The organism is Pontibacter cellulosilyticus (assembly GCF_014306105.1).
Taxonomy (GTDB): Bacteria; Bacteroidota; Bacteroidia; order Cytophagales; family Hymenobacteraceae; genus Pontibacter; species Pontibacter cellulosilyticus.
In genome coordinates this window covers 773854-794339 of the sequence record NZ_JACRVF010000001.1, presented here as the reverse complement: position 1 = coordinate 794339, position 20486 = coordinate 773854, and the positions used below count along the sequence as shown (strand labels likewise).

Sequence of the window (20486 nt, the reverse complement as noted above, 5' to 3'; positions counted from 1 at the left end):
CTTATGAAGCAAGTCAATCAACATAACTGGCACAGCCTGAGCATTGCTGAGGCTGAAGAAAAGCTTAGCGTGTCTTTTAGGAAAGGTCTGAGCAGTGAGGAGGTGCAGCAAAGGCTGGAGAAGTTTGGCCAGAATATACTCACACCAAAACAGCAGCAAAATGCATTTCTACGCTTTCTGCTGCAATTTCACCAGCCACTTATTTATATCCTTTTAATAGCAACAGTTGTTACAGTTATTTTGGGAGAGTACCTGGATGCTGTGGTGATTTTTGCCGTAGTTTTCATTAATGCTATTATAGGATACATTCAGGAGTCTAAAGCCTTAAAAGCCATTGATGCGCTTTCTAAAAGTATGGCTTTGCACGCCACTGTAGTTAGAGAAAGTAACAAGCAAACCATTGATGCACGTGAGTTAGTGCCCGGTGATGTGGTGCTGATACAGTCTGGCGATAAGTTTCCGGCAGACCTTCGCCTGGTGCAGGCAAGGGACCTGAAAGTAGATGAGTCGGCATTAACGGGAGAATCTGTTGCAGTAGAAAAGAACACCGAACCTGTAGCGGCGGATGTTGTGCTTGGTGACCGTTTTTGCCTCGGTTTTAGCTCAACCACCGTTACCTACGGGCAGGGCAGGGGTATTGTAATAGCAACCGGCGATGATACCGAAGTTGGTAAGATACAGCAGTCTATAGCTAGTGCCGAAGAGTTGCAGACACCACTTACTAAAAAGATTAAACGTTTCAGCCAACTGCTGTTGTGGGTTATACTTTTGCTGGCCGCTGTTGTTTTTGGTGTAGGCCTGTGGCGAGGCGAAAGCGCCGCAGAAATGTTTATGGTTGCAGTAGCCATGGCTGTAGGTACCATACCAGAAGGTTTGCCTGTAGCAGTTACCATTATGCTGGCCATAGGTGTGTCTAAGATGGCAAAAAGAAGAGCCATCACCAGGAAATTAGTAGCCGTTGAGACACTGGGCAGCACCAACGTGATATGCTCTGATAAAACGGGTACCCTCACCGAAAACCAGATGACTGTGCAGGAAATAGTTGCCGGCAACAAGGCTTATACAGTGTCTGGTTTAGGATACCGCCCCGACGGAGAAATAGCAACAGCATCTGGTTTTGGTGTAGCCGACGATAATGCACCACTGCAATACTGTCTGAAAGCAGGTATGCTGTGTAATGATAGTGCCTTAAAGCAGGTGGATGATCGCTGGATAGTAGAAGGAGACCCTACAGAAGGCGCCTTAATAGTTTCTGGACGTAAAGCAGGTCTTACTGAGGAATCACTTGAACAGGAGTATCCTCGCCTGGATAGCATACCTTTTGAGTCGGAGTATCAGTACATGGCAACCTTGCATGGAGGCTCAAAAAACAGCATATTCATGAAGGGCTCAGTAGAGGCTATTATGGATAGGTGTGACACATGGATAACTGCCGACGGAGAAGTTGCACCTATAGATCGGGGGCAGGTACAAAGTGAGGTTCACCGCATGGCCGACAAAGGACTGCGAGTACTAGCATTTGCCATGGCAGAAGCATCTCCAGATCTGGAACATATCGAACATGAAACAGTAAGCAGGGGTATGACCTTTGTTGGGCTACAGGGTATGATCGATCCACCGCGGCAGGAAGCTATTGAAGCTGTGAGGCTTTGCCAGATGGCAGGCATAGACGTTAAAATGATTACTGGTGACCACGCCATAACTGCTTCCACAATTGCCGGACAAATTGGCCTTAAAGGCAGACATGAAAATGGAAAGCTAGTAGCAATAGCAGGCCGTGAGTTACAAACGATTGATGATGAGGAACTGGAGAACGTTGTACAAACTACCTCTGTTTTTGCAAGGGTTGCTCCAGACCAGAAACTGCGGCTTGTAAAAGCACTACAGGCCAGGGGTAAAATAGTGGCTATGACCGGTGACGGTGTGAACGACGGACCAGCTTTAAAACAGGCAAACATTGGTATTGCCATGGGTATAACAGGTACCGAAGTTGCAAAAGATGCTGCTGATATGGTACTCACGGATGATAATTTTTCTTCCATAGAAGGTGCCGTGGAAGAGGGTAGAGGTGTATTTGATAACCTGACCAAGTTTATTGTCTGGACACTGCCTACCAACCTCGGGGAAGGGCTTGTTATACTTGCGGCAATCGTATTAGGCACCCAATTGCCTGTACAGCCAGTGCAGATACTTTGGATAAACATGACAACAGCTGTTATGCTTGGACTTATGCTTGCCTTTGAGCCTAAAGAACCCGGAATAATGGACAGGCCGCCCCGTCCGGCCAATGAACCTATACTTACATACCCGCTTATCATGCGAACCTTGTTGGTAGGTACGCTTTTACTTATTGCTGCTTTTGGTTTATACTTATATGAGCGCCGGGTATTAGGGTCAACAGTCTCTGAAGGCCAGACCGTTGCAACAACGGTGTTTGTAGTGCTTGAAGCTGTTTACCTGTTAAACTGCCGTTCGCTGGTAAGACCTGTGCGCGAGATTGGTTGGTTCAGTAACATGTGGATTTACTATGGTATTGCAGCGATGCTTTTTTTTCAGCTTTTGTTCATTTACACTCCTTTTATGAACAAGTTGTTCCACTCCAGCCCGATAGATTTGATGTCCTGGATGAGAATTCTTGGTGCCGGAGCAGTTCTTTTTGCCATTGTTTCTTTAGAAAAGGCTATCAGGTATAAGTATGGGAAATAGGTTAGCTGCCCACCTTTCCCCTTAGCTCCCAATGGCTCTTCAGAATTTCATCCGTTCCTGGTTTCCGGACTATCCTGCGTACATAGCGTTCACCGGTTATACTTCCATCATCTCGGCGCTTGCCAATAAAAAGTGTAACAGGCTCCCCGTGTTCGTTTGTAACATAGGTAATGTCCTTGCCCATAAATTTGGTGTCAGTTCTTTCCTGTGGGGCATATACTTTGCTCAGTAGTTTCTCTAGTTTCGGACCTAGTGGCATAGAATCTATTTTTATAAAAAGTAATGAAAAACGGTTACTTCTGATCTGGCAAAGAACCGGAAAGGTATAGTAGAGGTGCCGAAGCCTTTTGACACATACAAGTATGGCGCGCTGCTGTTGTACCAGCCGTTCACATAGTTACCGGACTGCCCGGGAAGCACCGGAACGTAGCCTGGCAAGCGTACTTGTCCACCATGGGTATGGCCTGCAAAGATGTACCGGATGTTTAATTTGTTGCTGTTGTCTCTTTCTTTATTAATGCTGCTAATTTCAGCTTTTATTTTTTCCTGCTGAAGTGGGCTGTGTAGTAGCAGGATGTGATTTTCTTCACTTCCAATTTCTTTAACTGCATCCCTGAAAGAGCTTTCTCCTTCAATCATATCATCAAGGCCTGTAACCATTATCCTTTCACCCTCTATAATATAAGCTTTAGACTCATTCCTCAGAAAATCACAGCCACACTTTTCCAGGGCTTTCTCTAGGTCATCTATACTTGTACTAGCTTTATAGTCGTTGTTGCCCGGAATAGCCACTTTTCGCATCTGCTGGTTAAGCAGCTTAAAGAAACCAATAACAGGTTCTAGCTTACCCGTAGAGTCGATGGTGTCACCGGTGATCAGGAGTAGGTCTAGCTGTAGTTGGTTTAGCTTCCTGGCTAACCTTTTGTAATGGGGCAGTAGCCTATCTTTAAAATGGAGGTCTGTTATCAATACTATCTTTATACTTCTTTCACTGTTGTTTTTTCCAATACGGAAAGTCCTGACATCAAAAAAGTATTTTTCAAGGATCAGTGCATCAACAAAAAGAGCTGCACCTACAAATGCCAATGCTGAACCTACCCATATCAACTTCTTTTTTTTCATGCCTTAATGCCTCCGTGAGTTTATACTTTACTTCCAGAACCCTTTTCTGGTTATAAATTGGGAGCACCAGTGTTGTGGTGGGGCAAATAATTTAGTAATACTGCTTTCGTATTTAATAATGCCAATAGAGGTGTTGTAAATGCATCAGGCAACTATAAGTCTGAATAAATCCGGAGTATTAGGTGAAGGAGGGTATTGCTATTCTGGGCTAACCTTTTAAAGGATGCTTTCAAGCAGAATCGGAAGTCTTATTTCGGTGCTGGATAACTCTAAAGCTCTCCACCAACTTAATAGCCTCCGGAATATCTTCAGAGAAAAGTGCGATAAAAGAACCCTCTGGTGCATACTCCAATGCATGTGCCAACGCCCTGGTTTCCTGTTTTATCTCTTTAGGCTCCATTTCTGGCTTTACCGTAAAAATACCTTCCTTGATAAGGTTATTCAGCTCATGTCCACTTCGGCCACGCAGGTCCTTGTCCTGCCGAATGATGATCTCATCGAACACCTCTGCGGCCAGCCTGCCAATTTCAATAGTGTCTTCGTCGCGCCTGTCACCGATACCTGCTATGATGCCTATTTTGTGTGAGGCTTCTGTGTTGTTGATGAAGTCGCTGATCGCCTCCATACTTGCAATATTGTGGGCGTAATCTATCAACACCTCATAGTGCGGCAGTTTAAACAGGTTCATTCGGCCAGGTGTTGTTTCAGGTGATGGAATGAAGGTGCGCAAGGCTGTTTTGATCTCATTTATCTCCATGTGTGATACATAACCAGCCAGCGTTGCCGCCAATACATTGTAGATGTTAAACTTAGCCTTTCCTCCAAACGTGAGCGGAATATCTGCCACCCGATCTACCCTGATTTTGTACGTATTTTTGAATATGGAGACATAACCATCTTCATAAACAGCTGCCAATCCACCCTTAGAAATGTGCTCGGTGATGCGGGGATTGGCCTCATCTAAACTAAAAAAAGCCACTTTACAATGTAGTCCGTTGGCCATGTCGTAAACCAGGTCGTCGTCAGCGTTCAAAATGGCGTAGCCCTCTGAGCACACTGTTCTGGGAATAATGGATTTAACGCGTGCCATATCCTCTACCGTATGAATATCGCCTAAACCCAGATGGTCTTCTGATACGTTCATCACCACGCCAATATCGCATTGACTGAAAGCCAATCCTGATCGCAGCATACCACCACGAGCACACTCCAGCACGGCAAAATCTACGGTAGGGTCTTTCAGTACAAACTCGCTGCTGAAAGAGCCGGTGGTATCACCTTTAATGATTTTCTTATCCTGTATGTAAATGCCGTCTGTTGTTGTGTAGCCTACTTTCTTACCCGTGAATTTCATGAGGTGGGCTATCAGACGTGTTGTGGTGGTTTTGCCATTGGTACCTGTAATAGCCGCAATCGGAATACGTGACGGGCTGTTGTGCGGAAACAGCATACTTATGATTGGGTCAGCCACGTTACGAGGTAATCCCTCGGTGGGAGAGATGTGCATTCTCAGGCCTGGGGCTGCGTTTACTTCTATAACAGCACCGCGTGTTTCTGGAAGCGGAATAGCAATGTCTGTAGTCATCACGTCTATGCCACAAATATCAAGGCCAATAATACCTGCTATACGCTCTGCCATCAGCACATTGTAGGGGTGCACCAGGTCTGTAACGTCGGTGGCGGTACCACCTGTGCTCAGGTTTGCAGTTCGTTTAAGAAAGAGCGTTTCGCCTTCCGGCAGCACAGACTGTAGCGTCAATCCTTTTTCTCGCAGGATTGCACGTGTTATTTTGTCCACTTTAATGTGAGTGAGCGCTTTTTCGTGGCCCACGCCACGCCTAGGGTCTTTGTTTACCTGATTAATAAGTTGCCTGATCGTGGCGGTACCGTCTCCGGTTACGAGTGCAGGTGTTCGCTTAGCTGCGGCTGTAAATTTTCCGGCTATCACCAATATTCTGTAGTCGTATCCCTCAATGTACTGTTCAACAATTACCTCTTCCGAGTGCCGTTGCGCCTCGGCCATTCCCTTGACCGCATCTTTCCAGTTGTCGATATTGATGCTGGCACCTTTGCCCTGGTTGCCGTAGAGCGGTTTAATTACAACAGGATAATCCAGGTGGTCAATGGCCTCTTCCAGTTCACGGTTATTGCGTATTATTCTGCCTCTTGGCACCGGAATGCCTGCCTCTTCAAGTATGAGTTTTGTTTTATTCTTATCTCCGGCATTTTCAACGGCAAAGCAGGAGGTATTGCTGCTCATGGCAGCCTGTATCTGTTTCTGGTGGATGCCATAGCCCAGCTGTATCAGTTCGGCAGGTTTGTTTTGTATGTATGGAATGTTGCGATTAACAGCTTCCCATACAATTGCTTCTGTACTCGGGCCGAAATACTCATCCTCCCTTATTTTATGCAGCTTTGCGATATCCTGCACTATACTTACTTTTTCACCCCTGGCTAGCGCTTCTGTAATGCGTACGGCAGCGTGTGCCGCATATTCACCTGCACGTTCCTCCTGGTAAGAGAAAACAACATAATCTACCCCTTCGGTGTTGGAGGCATAGCACCTGCCGTAGCCGCTTTCCATACCGCTCATGGTCTGCAACTCCAGGGCTACGTGCTGCACTACTTTGCTAAAAGTGGTGCCTATGTTTACCAGCCTCAGAAAGCCGCCTTCCATACCTTCAGATGACCGATGTGTGTAAATGCCAGGCATCAGCCTTTCCAGGCGCTTAGCCAGGTTCTCAACTTCATTGGTATGCACATCCCGTAGCTCCTCCTGGTCCAGCTTAAGTACGATAATTTTATGGTGTTTTATCGACCAGTAGTTTGGCCCCCGCATTGTTTTCAGCTCAATTATTTTCATAGTTCCAGAATCTTAGGTCTGCTACTGGTGCGAATCAGCAAGGTAAAAGCTTTGATATAGGTGTGTGATTTTGAATGTATACGAGATATAATCTGTAACGTCGGCAACTCCCGTCTGCCAAAATCTTATGCTCATCCATAGAGATTGTACGCTAATCTAAAGTGTTAATCATTGCTGTGAGAATAAATTAGATTTTACCAGATTAGCTACTATAGTACCAGGTTTTGGCTGCGTTTGGCTGGTATTTATACTTATGTCTTCCGTATTTATCAGTATTATTTTGTTAAAGCCTACTAAATGTAAGTATAGCAGCAACTGCCAGATTTACAGAACGTTAAATAAGTAGAGGCAGCGTTATGTGGCATTTTACACACGCTCATGCTTAATGCTTGTGGTTGAATGAGTTATAAAAGTAGCTGATGTCAATTTGGGTACTAAGAAAGAGAGTAGGAATTGCTAGCACAACTCTGCGGAACGATAACGGACGTTCTTTGCTTGAAAAACCAACATTGGAGGATAAATATGGCAGCAAGTAACTGGAGGGATGAAACCCCTGGAACAATGGTTTATACTGGATTGCAGTATGCAGGGCATGAGGAGCAAGGCCCGGAAGAGATCAGGATGTGCAGTGGCTGTATGCGAGGTAACGATAGTTACTCGAATAACGGCAGTGCCTCAGCCGGTGTGTATGAGTTAGAGGAGAAACGCAGTAGAAATGGCTACAGCAACTTCATCTCCCATAATTATGGTAATATAGACCAACGACAATACACATCGCAGCGTGGCTTAGATAATTAGATCAAAGAAGCTTTCATTGTAAATAACAAACAGAGGGGCCAGTTTTAAAAGCTGGCCTTTCTGTTTAAAAATACTTTTCCTCTTTAGAAATATTGATTGAATTTAATGATCGTTTAAAGTTATGAATGTACATTTTGCCCTTTTGTTCAATCATATCTAAATCTGCTTACTAGTTTACAGCAAGTGGATATGCAAATTAGTCCTCCAAGTAACGTCACAAGCAGATCAAAATTGTAATAGATAATGATCATGCGCTTTTGCGACAGGAGCTCTAATTGCTACCGGAAAGGTTTATAACTGACGGATACACAAATACTGAAATTGCCGATATTCTATGAACTATAAAGTGTATAATTGAAACATACCGCCAAAATATTTTAAAGAAGACCTTAGCTAAGAATACATCACATCTAATTAAATAAGCTATAGAGCATGTATTCTGCCTATCAATGTATATGGACAGCAGTCATACTTACCTCACAAAATTACCTAAAGCATTTACAAGAATAGTGTTTATTGAGTTATACTACAGTAGCTATGGTGCTATGGGAGTAGGAATTTTATATGAGAATTAAATCTGAATTGAATAATCAGACACAAATAAAACAGCTGCTTCTTTAGACAAAAAGCAGCTGTTTTCAGTTATACTCTAAAGAATGAAAAGGAGTATTTAATTATTTCCGTTAGACTCTAACCACTTTCTGGCATTCACGAAAGCTTCCATCCATGGCGATACTTCATCGTGGCGGCCTTTCGGATAATGCGCCCATTGCCATTGTAGAAGCGAACGCTCAATGTGCGGCATCATCACCAGGTGGCGACCAGTTTCGTCGCAGATCATGGCAGTGTTGTAGTCAGAACCGTTCGGGCAGGCTGGATAGGTCTCATAGCCATACTTGCCAACAATCTGGTATTTATCTTCTAAGTGTGGTAAGCAGAAGCGGCCTTCTCCATGCGATACCCAAACCCCTAATGTACTGCCGGCCAGGCTTGAAAGCATTACCGATTTGTTTTCACGGATAGTTAAAGACGTGAAAATGCTTTCGTGCTTTTGGCTCACATTATGCAGCATTTTCGCTGGCTCCTCATGACCTTTAGTTATGAGGCCTAACTCTACAAACAATTGACAGCCGTTGCAAATGCCCACCGAGAGCGTGTCTTCGCGGCTAAAGAAATTCTCAAGGGCTGTTTTGGCTTTCTCGTTGTACATAAAGGCTCCTGCCCAGCCTTTGGCCGAACCTAGTACATCGGAGTTAGAGAAGCCACCCACAGCGCCAATGAAACGGATATCCTCCAGAGTTTCTCTTCCTGAGATAAGGTCCGTCATGTGCACGTCTTTCACATCGAAACCTGCCAGGTACATGGCATTGGCCATTTCACGCTCCGAGTTACTTCCTTTTTCGCGGATGATAGCAGCCTTTATTCTTGGATTAGAGCTGTTGATAACAGGCTTCTTACCGTCGAATCCTTCCGGGAATTTATACTTTAATTCGTGATTTTTGTAATTGTCGAAACGTTCTTTTGCACTTACTGGGCCGCTTTGCTTGATGTCCAGCAGGTATGAGGTTTTAAACCAGGTGTCACGAAGTTGAGCAATGTCGAAGCTATAAGAGTCTTCTCCATTTTTCAATTCAAGCGTTGCAGAAGATGTAGCGGTACCTATTTTATAGAATGGTACTTGGTTCGCTTTTAAGGTTTCTTCTGCATCTGCAGATGCCTGGAATACTACGCCGATGTTCTCAGAGAACAGTACTTTAATGCTATCTTCCTCACCTAGCGAAGTCAGGTCTATACTTGCACCCAGGTTGTTGTCGGCAAAGCACATCTCTAGCAGGGTTGTAATTAAACCGCCGCTTCCGATGTCATGACCTGCTTCTATTTTGCCTTCTTTGATCAAGCCTTGCAGCGTGTTGAAGGCGTTCTTGAACAGCGAAGCATCGTTGATATCCGGTGTTTCGTTACCTATTTTATTAACGATCTGCGCAAACGAAGAACCACCTAATTTGTAAGCATCATTAGACAGGTTGATGTAGTAAATATTACCGCCATCGCGCTGTAATACTGGCTCCACTACCTGGCGAACATTACTGCAATTTCCTGCTGCTGATATGATAACTGTACCCGGTGCGATAACATCTTCGTCTTGATACTTCTGCTTCATCGAAAGCGAGTCTTTACCGGTCGGGATGTTAATACCCAAGGCAATAGCGAAATCTGAACAGGCTTCTACCGCTTTGTAAAGTCGGGCGTCTTCGCCTTCATTCTTAGATGCCCACATCCAGTTAGCAGAAAGCGATACACTCTTTAAACCATCTTTAAGCGGTGCCCAAACAATATTAGACAGCGACTCGCCAATAGCATTACGGCTACCTGCCGCCGGATCGATCAGGGCCGAGATAGGAGCGTGGCCTATTGAAGTAGCCACCCCTTCTTTGCCCTGGAAATCAAGGGCCATCACACCGCAGTTGTTTAGCGGTAATTGCAACGGACCGGCACACTGTTGCTTCGCTACACGGCCACCCACGCAACGGTCAACTTTGTTTGTTAACCAGTCTTTACAAGCTACGGCTTCTAACTGCAACACTTGCTCCAGGTAAGTATGAAGCTGATTTTTATCGTAGGTTACTTCCTGGTAATTTCTGGAAACGGACTTGTCGTTCATCACCACTTTTGGCGAGCTTCCGAACATGTCGCTTAGCTCCAGGTCCATTGGTTTTGCACCCGTTGATGCTGACTGGAAGGTAAAGCGATGATCACCGGTAACGTCACCCACGGTGTACATCGGAGCACGCTCTCGTTCAGCGATTTTTTGTAGGGTATCAATGTCTTTTTCGCCAATCACCAATCCCATACGCTCCTGCGACTCGTTGCCGATAAGTTCTTTTGCAGATAGGGTAGGGTCGCCAACAGGCAATTTATCCAAATCAATATTACCCCCAGTTTCTTCTACTAACTCAGATAGGCAGTTTAAGTGGCCGCCGGCACCGTGGTCGTGTATCGAAACTATCGGGTTATGCTCGCTCTCCACTAAGCCACGTATGGCATTGGCGGCACGTTTCTGCATCTCAGGGTTGGAGCGCTGGATAGCATTCAATTCAATGCCTGTTCCGTGCTCACCTGTGTCGGCAGAAGATACGGCTGCTCCGCCCATACCAATGCGATAGTTCTCACCGCCAAGTATAACAATCTTATCACCGGTTTTTGGATGTCCTTTTTGTGCCTGGCTTGCTTTGCCGTAGCCAACGCCACCAGCCAGCATAATTACTTTGTCGTAGCCCAGTTTTCTAGGTGTCTCTACCTCTTCTGTTTTTTCGTCGTGTTCGAAGGTTAGAACAGAACCGGTAATCAAAGGCTGACCAAACTTGTTACCGAAATCCGTAGCACCGTTAGAGGCTTTGATCAGGATGTCCATCGGCGTTTGGTACAGCCACTTTCTTTCCTGCGTTGCCTTTTCCCATGGGCGGTCTTTTTCCAGTCGAGATAAAGCCGTCATGTAAACAGCCGTACCTGCCAACGGAAGCGCTCCCTGGCCACCAGCTAGTCTGTCTCTGATCTCACCCCCAGAACCTGTGGCGGCACCATTAAATGGTTCTACAGTAGTCGGGAAATTGTGCGTTTCTGCTTTAATCGAGATAACCGATTCGAAATCACTTATTTGGTAAAAGTCAGGTATATCGGCACGTTTAGGTGCAAACTGCTGTACCATCGGCCCCTTCACAAAAGCCACGTTATCTTTATAAGCCGAAACTATATCGTTAGGGTTGGCTTCGGATGTTTTACGGATTAGTTTGAAAAGCGAAGTCGGTTTCTCTTCTCCATCAATCACAAACTTGCCATTGAAGATTTTGTGGCGGCAATGTTCCGAATTAACCTGAGAAAACCCGAACACTTCAGAGTCTGTAAGCGGTCTGCCTAATCTTTCAGAGAGTTTGTTTAGATAATCAACTTCTTCATCACTAAGCGACAGTCCTTCCTGCTTGTTATAGGCTGAGATGTCTGTAACTGGCAGTACAGGCTCCGGCTGTATATGTATGTCGTAGATGTCCTGATCAAGACCCTTATACTTTTGAGAAAGCATCGGGTCAAAGTCCGTGAAATCTTCTGCTACTATTTTAAACTCTTCGATCCGGGTGATTCCCTCAATACCCATGTTCTGTGTGATTTCCACGGCATTGGTACTCCATGGGGTGATCATGGCAGCACGAGGGCCAACAAAAAAGCCACTCAGCACAGTTTCCTGTTTTAGAGTGGCGTTGCCGAATAACCATTCAAGCTTTTGAATGTCGGTCGGGGTCAGTTTTCCCTCTTTTTGCAGGGCGTAAACTGTATCTGGTTGATTAAAAAAGAAGTGAAGCATGCTTATTTTTTTCAAGTCATAAAGTTACCGTTAATATTTTAAAAATGGGCAATGTGCATCAGGGAACATGATATTTATACTTCCTTTTCTTAAACTTTTGGTAACGATTTACTGCAATGTTCAGGATATGGGTTAAGTGGCAGCTAGTGATGGTTATACTGTAATAGATATTAGCTGTAACGAAAGTATGGCTATCATTCTACAAATTATGCGTAAGCTAATGAGAATGATGTTATAATTCATGAAGAACTGCTTACTTCATCTATAACTTCCCCAACAGATAAATTCTGATTTAGTATCTTGTCCCCCTACTTGATGCCACTAATGCATATGGCAAAACTTTTGGTAAACATATAATGGACTTATTAGCAGAGTTTAGTTTTATAAAGATTTTGGACCTATTTGGGACATTTGCTTTTGCTGTAAGCGGTATAAGATTAGCCTCAGGCAAGAACATTGATTGGTTTGGTGCTTACGTTATTGGCTTAGTTACTGCCATCGGTGGCGGTACTATTAGGGACCTGCTGTTGGATGTGAAGCCTTTTTGGATGTTAGATGCCACTTATCTGCTTATTACAGGTATTGCCTTACTGGTAGCCATTATCTTTAAGGAGAAGCTGCTAAGGCTAGGGAATACGCTGTTTATATTTGATACCGTCGGACTTGGATTATTTACTACAGTAGGCATATCCAAAAGTTTTGATGCTGGGTTGCCGTTCTGGGTATGTATAATGATGGGGGCTATAACAGGCACAGTAGGTGGCGTAATTCGCGATGTCCTTATTAACGAAGTGCCCTTGCTGTTCCGGAAAGATATTTATGCGTTGGCCTGCATCGCAGGTGGTTTGGTATTTTTCGTTTGCTATCAGTTCGATATTTTATTTCCTGTAGTGGAGATATTAGCTGCTGCAACTGTGATCTTTATTAGACTGATTGCCGTGAAATATCATATCCAGTTACCAATCCTGAACTTAGACAAGACAAAAGAAGACAGGAATGAATAAAATCATCTCAACATCATTGAACATCATTGGGTTTACAGCAACGTATGCTTTTAGCAATGTTCACAACTGAGTAAAGTATGCTTGATGGACTTGTAAAGTATAATATAGCGTAACTACGAAATACTCTTTTATTCTATCAATTGTACTCTAAACTGTTGTTCTATTCAGTTCTTAGATTATATACTGGGTGTAAGTTAGTTGCTTTCCAGGTCTGTTATAGGATCACTATAAGCCGATGGTGAAGATAATTTTAGGCTTCCCTTTTAGGTGATCAGATTAATTGAGGCTAAGAGTTTTGTTATATTTTCAACAGTTTTTTTAAATATTGTCTCTGTTCAAGAACTTTTGTGAAGTAGCAAGATCTGCACACTTATCTAGATTACGGTGTTGTATCTTTGTAATGTTCATTTAAAGTAATCAAAGCTATGATTAGGGAAGTACTGCACCATATCACGCATCACCTCGATGAGGAGATCTCGCTTGAAAAGCTTGCCCGGTTGAGTGGGTATTCGCCTTTTCACCTTCATCGAATGCTGAAAGACGAGCTGAATGAACCCATAGGCAACTACATAAAGCGTCAACGTGTAGGAACGGCGGCTTATCTGCTAGCACTTACCCGGGTGCCGGTATCTGAAATAAAGTTTCTGGTTGGTTACAACAACAACAGTGCTTTTTCTAGAGCCTTCAAAGACATCATGAGCTGTTCTCCTAAGGCTTACCGGGAGAACAACCAATTTAAGAACAGCATTGCTGCTCTAGAGGGATATCTTTCCCTAAAGGCAAAAACAGTGGTGCTCTCTCATCCGCAGGCTCTTCTTTTCCCAAGCTTAGGTAATTATTTTTCCCCTGATACCTACAAGGTCTGGAAAGAGGTGAAAGAGTACCTGCAAGTGAGCGGATTAAAGGAAGATGATTTTGAATACTATGGTATCTTGTATGGTTGCCAAACGGTAAATCCTGGTTCGAACCGATATGATGCAGCGATTCTTGCAAAGCCTAGTGTAACATTACCCAAAAACAAGTTTTTTCAGAGTCAGTTGTCTGGAGGTAAGTTTGTCAGTTATACTTTTTGCTGTCCCTTCGAAGAAATGAAGAACAGCTGTCTGTTGATAGGAAAGCATCTCTCTGAACAATCAGGCTTCCAACACCGGGATGATGTCTCATATTTTAAATATCATAGCCTTCCGGACGGGAGGAGTCTCGACAACCTACTAATTGACTGGCTGCTGCCTGTTCAATAGACTACCCTTAAGATAACCATTCTCCCAGTAACCAATCCGCCAAAAAAAAGTGGACAGGAAACTCCATGTCTAAAGTGAAATATTAATATAAAATCAATAATAAACTTTAATCAATTTTCCATGAATTTACTTTCTTATCTTCATCGAATCGGTTTCAATCAGGGGCTTACAGTAACTGAAGAAACACTGTTTGCACTGCACAAAGCCCACACGCTAAACGTTCCTTTCGAAAACCTGGATGTGGTGGGTAAAACCCCTATTGTTCTCGACCAAGAACGCTTCTATCGTAAAATAGTGGACAACGGTCGTGGGGGCATTTGCTACGAGCTGAACGGCGCCTTTAAGCAGCTGCTCGATGGCATCGGGTTCGAATCTTACTTTATCTCTTGCAACGTATATGTGCCCCACATAGGTATCTACGGCGCGGATTTTGGCCACATCGCTCTGATCACTACAATAGGAGAGGAGCAGTACCTTATAGATGTGGGTTTTGGCGATGCCTTTATAGAGCCCCTGAAACTGCAGTATGGCAAGGCGCAAAACCAGTATGGGACCTATTACCGTCTCAGCCAATTACCTGCAGGAGAAGTGTTGCTGGAAAAATCCGAAGATGATGTGCTGTATCAGCAAATGTTCAAATTTGCCCTTGTACCGAGACAACTAGAGGAGTTCTCGGCCTTGTGTGAGTTTCATCAGCATGCCCCACAGGCGCCTTTCAACAAACAAGCACTCTGTACCCGCCCAACAATAAAAGGCAGAATAACTCTAACAGCTGATAAACTGGTTGTAAGGGAAGGGAAAGAAAAACAGGAGACTGCTGTTCCGACTGCAACTGCCTTCGATGAGTTCTTGGCGCAGCATTTCAACATAAGGCTTCAGATTGCCTATACCAGCCTTGGTGAGTCCTCCATTGCTTAAACCAGATCTTGTTAGCACACTGTATTTTAGGCATCGCCGTAAAGGTGCCTGTTGTTTCTAATTTTAATTTGTTAGAGGCTTTCAAGAATTCTTTTTAAAACAAAAAATTCATTACATATGATGACAAACGTTAAACTGGCTGTAATTTATTACAGCGCGACCGGCACCAATTACCAACTGGCCCAGTGGGCTGCAAAGGGTGCCAGGGAGATGGGCGCTGAGGTAAGAATTTGCAAAGTCCCTGAACTTGCCGCGCAATCCGCTATTGATGCCAACCCAGCCTGGAAAGCACACCTGAAGGCAACTGAGGATGTACCAGTTGTGAGTTTGGATGACCTGGTGTGGGCAGACGCTTATGTTTTCAGCATTCCTACCCGCTATGGAAACATGCCGTCGCAGGTAAAGCAGTTCCTGGATACTACCGGCGGCCTGTGGTTTACAGGAAAACTTGCAAACAAGGTGGTAAGCGCCATGGTCAGTGCTAGCAATCCGCATGGAGGTCAGGAGACAACCATACTGGGACTATATACCACTATGTTTCACTGGGGTGCTATCATTGCTGCACCAGGTTATACAGATCCAGCTGTTTTTGCGGCGGGAGGCAATCCTTACGGCACCAGTGTAACAGCAGGAGTAGAGCTAAAAGAAGAAACCCGCCTAGCGGTAATGCATCAGGTGAGAAGAACTATAACGGTGGCCCTCGGCGTGCAATATGGGCTGAAGATAAGCAGCCACCAAGCACTTCAGGAAGCATAAAGCGCAGCATCCTGCTTAGCGTTTTATGCCAGCTGCTGAAATAACTCATGCAGGCAGGCTGCAAATAAGAGAAGGGTCGCTAAAAATTTGCCTTAGAAATCAATAAATCAAAACAAATTATGATTAATAAAACTATGGAACTAGAAGTAAAAACTCTCGAAACTAAACAACAGGAGCAGAATATGAAAATTGTGCAACAATATGCCGACGCTTTCAATAAGGGTGATTTAGATGCTTTGGTAGCACTGTTCGCATCCGATGCAGAGATACAAGGTGTTTTAGGGAAAGCTAATATGGAAAGGGCTACTGAAGTTTGGCGGCAGCTTATCACAGGCCTGGGAATACAACTAACTATAGAAGGCATGATAGCGGAAGGTGATGATGTCGCTGTCAGGTATACAGAGAGAGGAATCTTTAAAGGTTCTTTTATGGGACATGAGCCAACTGGTAAATCTTTTGAAGTTGCAGCTATGGAGTGGTTTATAATCAGGGATGGGAAAATTCAACAAAGGTGGGGCACAAGAGATAGTGCTTCACTGGCTCGCCAGATTGGATTACCATTGAATTAATTGACATATAACAGCAGGCAGAGGATTTATCCTTAGCTGTAGCAGAAGTGTTTACTATGCTTATAGGGGCTGCGACGTGCAGGCGCATCTGATTCTGCTTGGCACACACCTCGAACAGAGTTTCAGTGATGAGTGTTTCTTGCTGTGGGAGCCGGTGAAAAAGTGTTAAGTGCGCTTTCAGGAAGTTTCGTTCGCGTGGAAAAAGCTTTTCCCGTTGGGCAGTAAAAGATGAAGCCGCTTGCTCATCAAGCGTAAGTGTTAAGATGATTGGGCTTGTTTCCATCAGCTTAAATATTAAATACTTTTAGTTAGTAGCTATGGTCAAATCTTCATACCTATAAGGCTGTAACTTTCCTTTTGTTCATTATACCATAAGCTGAAATGGTAGCTTAATGTATCCTCGGCCTCTTTACCATTACTCTTAAGCTTTTATTGAAAACTAGCATTAGTAACTTAACTCTTTTAGTAATGTTAAAGCAAGCCATAAATCACTTAGATAAGTGTTATAGTATATGTACAACTAATGCAAATAGAGGCGTTGGATAGAGATATAAAGTCTTGTGCAGAACGTTTAATTATAAGCATCTCACAACTAAAGGCATTAGCATAATTATTTTACTTCGAAGTAGTTTATCTGGTGGTAAGAAATAGGAAATTCTTTGCTTGGCGGTATTTCACTTTTGCAATCAATCATAAAGTATATCTTATTCTTGAGATAGTTGCTTATATTACCTGAGCAATAACAATCGCACTAACTTTCAAAAGTATAACTGTGTAGCCCTTATGACAAAAGATATTTTTAAAGGCCTTGCTCTCTTACTATTTGTGTCGTGTGTCAGCGGATCTCTACAGGCTCAAACTGTAGCAAAGCATTTGAAAAGTAACGATAAGCAGCTGCTTGAAGAATACGTTCAGTTTTTGGCTATTCCCAATGTGTCTACCGACACAGTTAACATCCGTAGGAATGCAGATTTCATTGTTGAGATGATGAAGCGCAAAGGTATAGAAGCAGAACTGCTCTCGGGTATTACAGCCGGTGTAACTCCAGCCGTTTTCGGAGAAATTAAAACACCCGGTGCTACCAAGAGTATCGGATTTTATGCACACTACGACGGACAGCCGGTTAATCCAAAGCAATGGCATGAGGGGTTGAAACCCTTTGAACCTGTGCTGATAACCGCGCCACTTGAGAACGGCGGCAAAATAATAGGGCCTTACAAAAAAGGTGGTGAAATTAATCAGGAGTGGCGCATTTCGGGAAGGGGAGCAGCCGATGACAAAGCGGGTGTAATGGCAATTTTAAATGCCTACGATGCACTTGTAAAAACAGGTCGGAAATTAAATGTTAACATTAAGTTTTTGTTTGAAGGGGAAGAAGAGGTAGGCTCTATTCACCTTGATGAGATTTTTAAGAGAAACAAGCAAAAGCTACAGGCTGACTGTTGGGTAATTATAGATGGACCCCGGCACGTTTCCGGAAGGAAGACTATTGTGTATGGGGTGCGCGGAGACGTAAATATGGCGCTTACAGTTTATGGTGCTAAGCGACCGCTCCATAGCGGTAACTACGGTAACTGGGCTCCTAATCCTGCCTTAAAACTGGCACACTTGCTTTCTTCCATGAAAGATGAAAATGGAAAGGTGCTAATCAATGGTTTCTATGATGACATAATACCGCTTACAGCATCTGAGAAAAAAGCGCTGTCACAAATACCGGATCAGGATGCGTTATTGAAGAAGGAGCTTGGCGTTCATACCCCTGAGAGTCCTGATAGATCCCTTATTGAAGGAATCATGTTACCCACGCTAAACATCAATGGCATGCAGAGTGCTAATGTAGGTCCACTTGCCAGCAATGTGATCCCTACCAAGGCAGAAGCTATGCTTGACTTGCGCCTGGTAAAGGGCAACGACTACAAAAACCAGGCTGAGAAAGTCATAGCGCACATCAAGGGCGAAGGGTACCATGTTATAAATGGAGAGCCTACAGAAGAGGAGCGAAGCAAATACCCGAACCTGATCAGGATAGAGTTGAAACATGGCTACAATGCACAGCGCACTCCCATGGACCTGCCTATTGCGCAAAGCATACAAACTGCAGTGCAGTCCACTACTAAGGAACCTTTAGTACTTATTCCTTCAATGGGAGGAAGCTTGCCTTTATACCTGTTCGAAGAAATATTAGGGTCAAAGGTGATAGCGGTGCCAATCGTGAACTATGATAATAACCAGCACGCTGAAAATGAAAACGTAAAGATCAATTACCTGTGGGAAGGCATAGAAACGATTGCCGCAATCATGCAGATCAGGTAGAGCTACAGGGTAGCTCCAGAAATTTTGCCTAGTCTAATTTTCAACTTATTATAGCTAAGCTAGTTCTCTAGTCCACTCTAGTTGATCATATATAAGTGATGTTTTAGGCTCGAAGTATTTTATACATTAGAATAACCTAATCAAAGTCAAGTTTAATGAATAGACATCTACTCACTATTTTATTCTGTTCCATATACTTCATATCGCTGGCTCAGATAAAAAAAGCGCCTCCAAGGCAGGAAGGTGAAGGTCCATGGCCACAGCTTATTATTCGTGGTGTTACGTTAATTAATGGCAATGGTGCGCCTCCAACCGGGCCAGTAGATATTGTAGTAGAAAATAACAAGATTGTCAATATTAAAACTGTTGGTTATCCGGGGGTAAAAATTGTTCCGGCTGACAGACCACAATTGAAAGAGGGTGGCAAGGAGCTTGATGCAACTGGTATGTACCTGCTACCTGGGTTTGTGGACATGCACGGCCACATAGGAGGTAAGGCACAAGGTACAGATGCAGAATATGTATTTAAGCTGTGGCTTGCTCATGGTATTACTACTGTAAGAGACCCCTCTGCTGGTAATGGGCTGGATTGGGTGCTGGACCATAAAAGAAAGAGTGCTAAAAATGAGATTACAGCACCACGTATACTAGCTTATACAGCTTTCGGGCAGGGAAGCAAGGAGCCTATCAGCACACCTGAAATGGCACGAAAATGGGTAAAGGACAATGCCTCTAAGGGGGCAGACGGTATTAAGTTCTTTGCAGCTAGTCCTAAAATCATGTCCGCCGCTTTGGAAGAAAATAAGAAAGCTGGCCTTCGATCTGCCGGACACCATGCACAAATGGATGTGGCCCGCTGGAACGTATTGCATTCCGCAAAAGCTGGCCTTACCTCTATGGAACATTGGTATGGCTTACCTGAAGCACTTTTTACAGACCGCACCATTCAACATTATCCAGCTGACTATAATTACAATAATGAACAGGACCGCTTTGGTGAGGCTGGAAAGTTATGGCAACAGGCTGCTCCGCCTTATTCAGAAAAATGGAATCAAGTGATGAATGAATTACTATCCCTGGATTTCACCATCGACCCTACTTTTAACATCTATGAAGCAAGCCGCGACCTGATGCGTGCTACCCGTGCTGAATGGCACGAAACTTATACTTTGCCATCCTTATGGGATTTTTACCAGCCCAGCAAAGTATCGCATGGCTCATATTGGCATTACTGGGGTACTGAGCAGGAAGTAGATTGGAAGAAGAACTATACTCTTTGGATGACGTTTGTCAACGAATATAAAAACAGGGGAGGTCGGGTTACAACAGGATCTGACTCTGGTTTCATTTTTCAGTTGTATGGCTTTGCCTATATCAGGGAATTGGAGCTTCTGCGTGAAGCGGGCTTTCATCCTTTGGAAGTAATACGGGCTGCTACACTCAACGGCGCAGAAGCCTTGGGTATGGATGATAAAATTGGTTCGGTAGAGATCGGTAAGTTGGCTGACTTTGTGATTGTAGAGGAAAACCCACTCGCAAACCTGAAAGTGCTGTATGGTACAGGTGCTATAAAACTTACAGAAAACAATGATGTTATTCGTGTTGGAGGTGTGAAATATACTATCAAAGACGGCATAATTTACGACGCAAAAGCCCTGTTAAAAGATGTGGCTAAAATGGTGGCAGATGAGAAAGAAAAGACAGGCTATAAAATCTTACAACCAGGGATGAAGGAGTAATATTGACAATGTAGATAAAAAGAGTTGCTTACAAATTTTTGCCTCAACCTTCGCTAACACTTCAGACTCCAAATGAACGAGGCCTTTTCAGAAGTAGGAT

At 43.9% G+C, this 20486-nt stretch carries 13 protein-coding genes; 9 read left to right on the top strand and 4 right to left on the bottom strand.

Annotated elements, in window-relative coordinates; all coding sequences use genetic code 11:
* Window positions 1–3: 3 nt before the first annotated feature.
* On the top strand, window positions 4–2706 hold the full coding sequence (locus H8S84_RS03435; protein ID WP_187065861.1) for a cation-transporting P-type ATPase: 2703 nt from the start codon (window positions 4–6) through the stop codon (window positions 2704–2706).
* A gap of 1 nt (window position 2707) precedes the next feature.
* On the opposite strand, the gene H8S84_RS03430 is transcribed toward H8S84_RS03435, so the two are convergent.
* The 3 genes from H8S84_RS03430 to cphA form a co-directional block, all read right to left on the bottom strand.
* Window positions 2708–2965, bottom strand: a complete 258-nt coding sequence (locus H8S84_RS03430; protein ID WP_187065860.1) for a hypothetical protein — start codon at window positions 2963–2965, stop codon at window positions 2708–2710.
* Between the two features lie 11 nt (window positions 2966–2976).
* Entirely contained in the window at window positions 2977–3828 is an 852-nt protein-coding gene (locus H8S84_RS03425) for a metallophosphoesterase (protein WP_187065859.1), read from the bottom strand.
* A gap of 229 nt (window positions 3829–4057) precedes the next feature.
* Window positions 4058–6691: a cyanophycin synthetase gene (gene cphA, locus H8S84_RS03420; protein ID WP_187065858.1), complete on the bottom strand. Its 2634-nt coding sequence runs from the start codon at window positions 6689–6691 to the stop codon at window positions 4058–4060.
* Between the two features lie 522 nt (window positions 6692–7213).
* On the opposite strand from cphA, the gene H8S84_RS03415 reads away from it, so the two are divergent.
* Window positions 7214–7489, top strand: coding sequence for a hypothetical protein (locus H8S84_RS03415; protein WP_187065857.1), 276 nt, complete (start codon window positions 7214–7216; stop codon window positions 7487–7489).
* 670 nt (window positions 7490–8159) lie between these two features.
* On the opposite strand, the gene purL is transcribed toward H8S84_RS03415, so the two are convergent.
* Window positions 8160–11846, bottom strand: a complete 3687-nt coding sequence (gene purL / locus H8S84_RS03410) for a phosphoribosylformylglycinamidine synthase (RefSeq protein ID WP_187065856.1) — start codon at window positions 11844–11846, stop codon at window positions 8160–8162.
* A 356-nt stretch (window positions 11847–12202) separates the two neighbouring features.
* On the opposite strand from purL, the gene H8S84_RS03405 reads away from it, so the two are divergent.
* The 7 genes from H8S84_RS03405 to H8S84_RS03375 all read left to right on the top strand — a co-directional run bounded on the left by H8S84_RS03405 (window position 12203) and on the right by H8S84_RS03375 (window position 20386).
* Window positions 12203–12850, top strand: a complete 648-nt coding sequence (locus H8S84_RS03405) for a trimeric intracellular cation channel family protein (RefSeq protein ID WP_187065855.1) — start codon at window positions 12203–12205, stop codon at window positions 12848–12850.
* A gap of 425 nt (window positions 12851–13275) precedes the next feature.
* On the top strand, window positions 13276–14091 hold the full coding sequence (locus H8S84_RS03400; protein WP_187065854.1) for a helix-turn-helix domain-containing protein: 816 nt from the start codon (window positions 13276–13278) through the stop codon (window positions 14089–14091).
* Between the two features lie 120 nt (window positions 14092–14211).
* Window positions 14212–15009, top strand: a complete 798-nt coding sequence (locus H8S84_RS03395; protein WP_187065853.1) for an arylamine N-acetyltransferase family protein — start codon at window positions 14212–14214, stop codon at window positions 15007–15009.
* Between the two features lie 117 nt (window positions 15010–15126).
* Window positions 15127–15765, top strand: coding sequence for an NAD(P)H:quinone oxidoreductase (gene wrbA, locus H8S84_RS03390; RefSeq protein WP_230407028.1), 639 nt, complete (start codon window positions 15127–15129; stop codon window positions 15763–15765).
* A 134-nt stretch (window positions 15766–15899) separates the two neighbouring features.
* A complete protein-coding gene (locus H8S84_RS03385) occupies window positions 15900–16334 on the top strand; it encodes an ester cyclase (protein WP_187065852.1) in 435 nt (144 codons plus the stop codon).
* 873 nt (window positions 16335–17207) lie between these two features.
* The gene (locus H8S84_RS03380; protein ID WP_230407027.1) at window positions 17208–18647 is read left to right on the top strand and encodes a M20/M25/M40 family metallo-hydrolase; all 1440 of its coding nucleotides are present in this window, start codon (window positions 17208–17210) and stop codon (window positions 18645–18647) included.
* A 155-nt stretch (window positions 18648–18802) separates the two neighbouring features.
* Window positions 18803–20386, top strand: coding sequence for an amidohydrolase family protein (locus H8S84_RS03375; protein WP_187065850.1), 1584 nt, complete (start codon window positions 18803–18805; stop codon window positions 20384–20386).
* The last annotated feature ends 100 nt before the right edge of the window (window positions 20387–20486 follow it).

Coding starts and splice junctions, on each gene's coding strand:
- H8S84_RS03435 (WP_187065861.1), top strand. CDS start 4: ATGAAGCAAGTCAATCAACATAACTGGCACAGCCTGAGCATTGCTGAG.
- H8S84_RS03430 (WP_187065860.1), bottom strand. CDS start 2,965: ATGCCACTAGGTCCGAAACTAGAGAAACTACTGAGCAAAGTATATGCC.
- H8S84_RS03425 (WP_187065859.1), bottom strand. CDS start 3,828: ATGAAAAAAAAGAAGTTGATATGGGTAGGTTCAGCATTGGCATTTGTA.
- cphA (WP_187065858.1), bottom strand. CDS start 6,691: ATGAAAATAATTGAGCTGAAAACAATGCGGGGGCCAAACTACTGGTCG.
- H8S84_RS03415 (WP_187065857.1), top strand. CDS start 7,214: ATGGCAGCAAGTAACTGGAGGGATGAAACCCCTGGAACAATGGTTTAT.
- purL (WP_187065856.1), bottom strand. CDS start 11,846: ATGCTTCACTTCTTTTTTAATCAACCAGATACAGTTTACGCCCTGCAA.
- H8S84_RS03405 (WP_187065855.1), top strand. CDS start 12,203: ATGGACTTATTAGCAGAGTTTAGTTTTATAAAGATTTTGGACCTATTT.
- H8S84_RS03400 (WP_187065854.1), top strand. CDS start 13,276: ATGATTAGGGAAGTACTGCACCATATCACGCATCACCTCGATGAGGAG.
- H8S84_RS03395 (WP_187065853.1), top strand. CDS start 14,212: ATGAATTTACTTTCTTATCTTCATCGAATCGGTTTCAATCAGGGGCTT.
- wrbA (WP_230407028.1), top strand. CDS start 15,127: ATGATGACAAACGTTAAACTGGCTGTAATTTATTACAGCGCGACCGGC.
- H8S84_RS03385 (WP_187065852.1), top strand. CDS start 15,900: ATGGAACTAGAAGTAAAAACTCTCGAAACTAAACAACAGGAGCAGAAT.
- H8S84_RS03375 (WP_187065850.1), top strand. CDS start 18,803: ATGAATAGACATCTACTCACTATTTTATTCTGTTCCATATACTTCATA.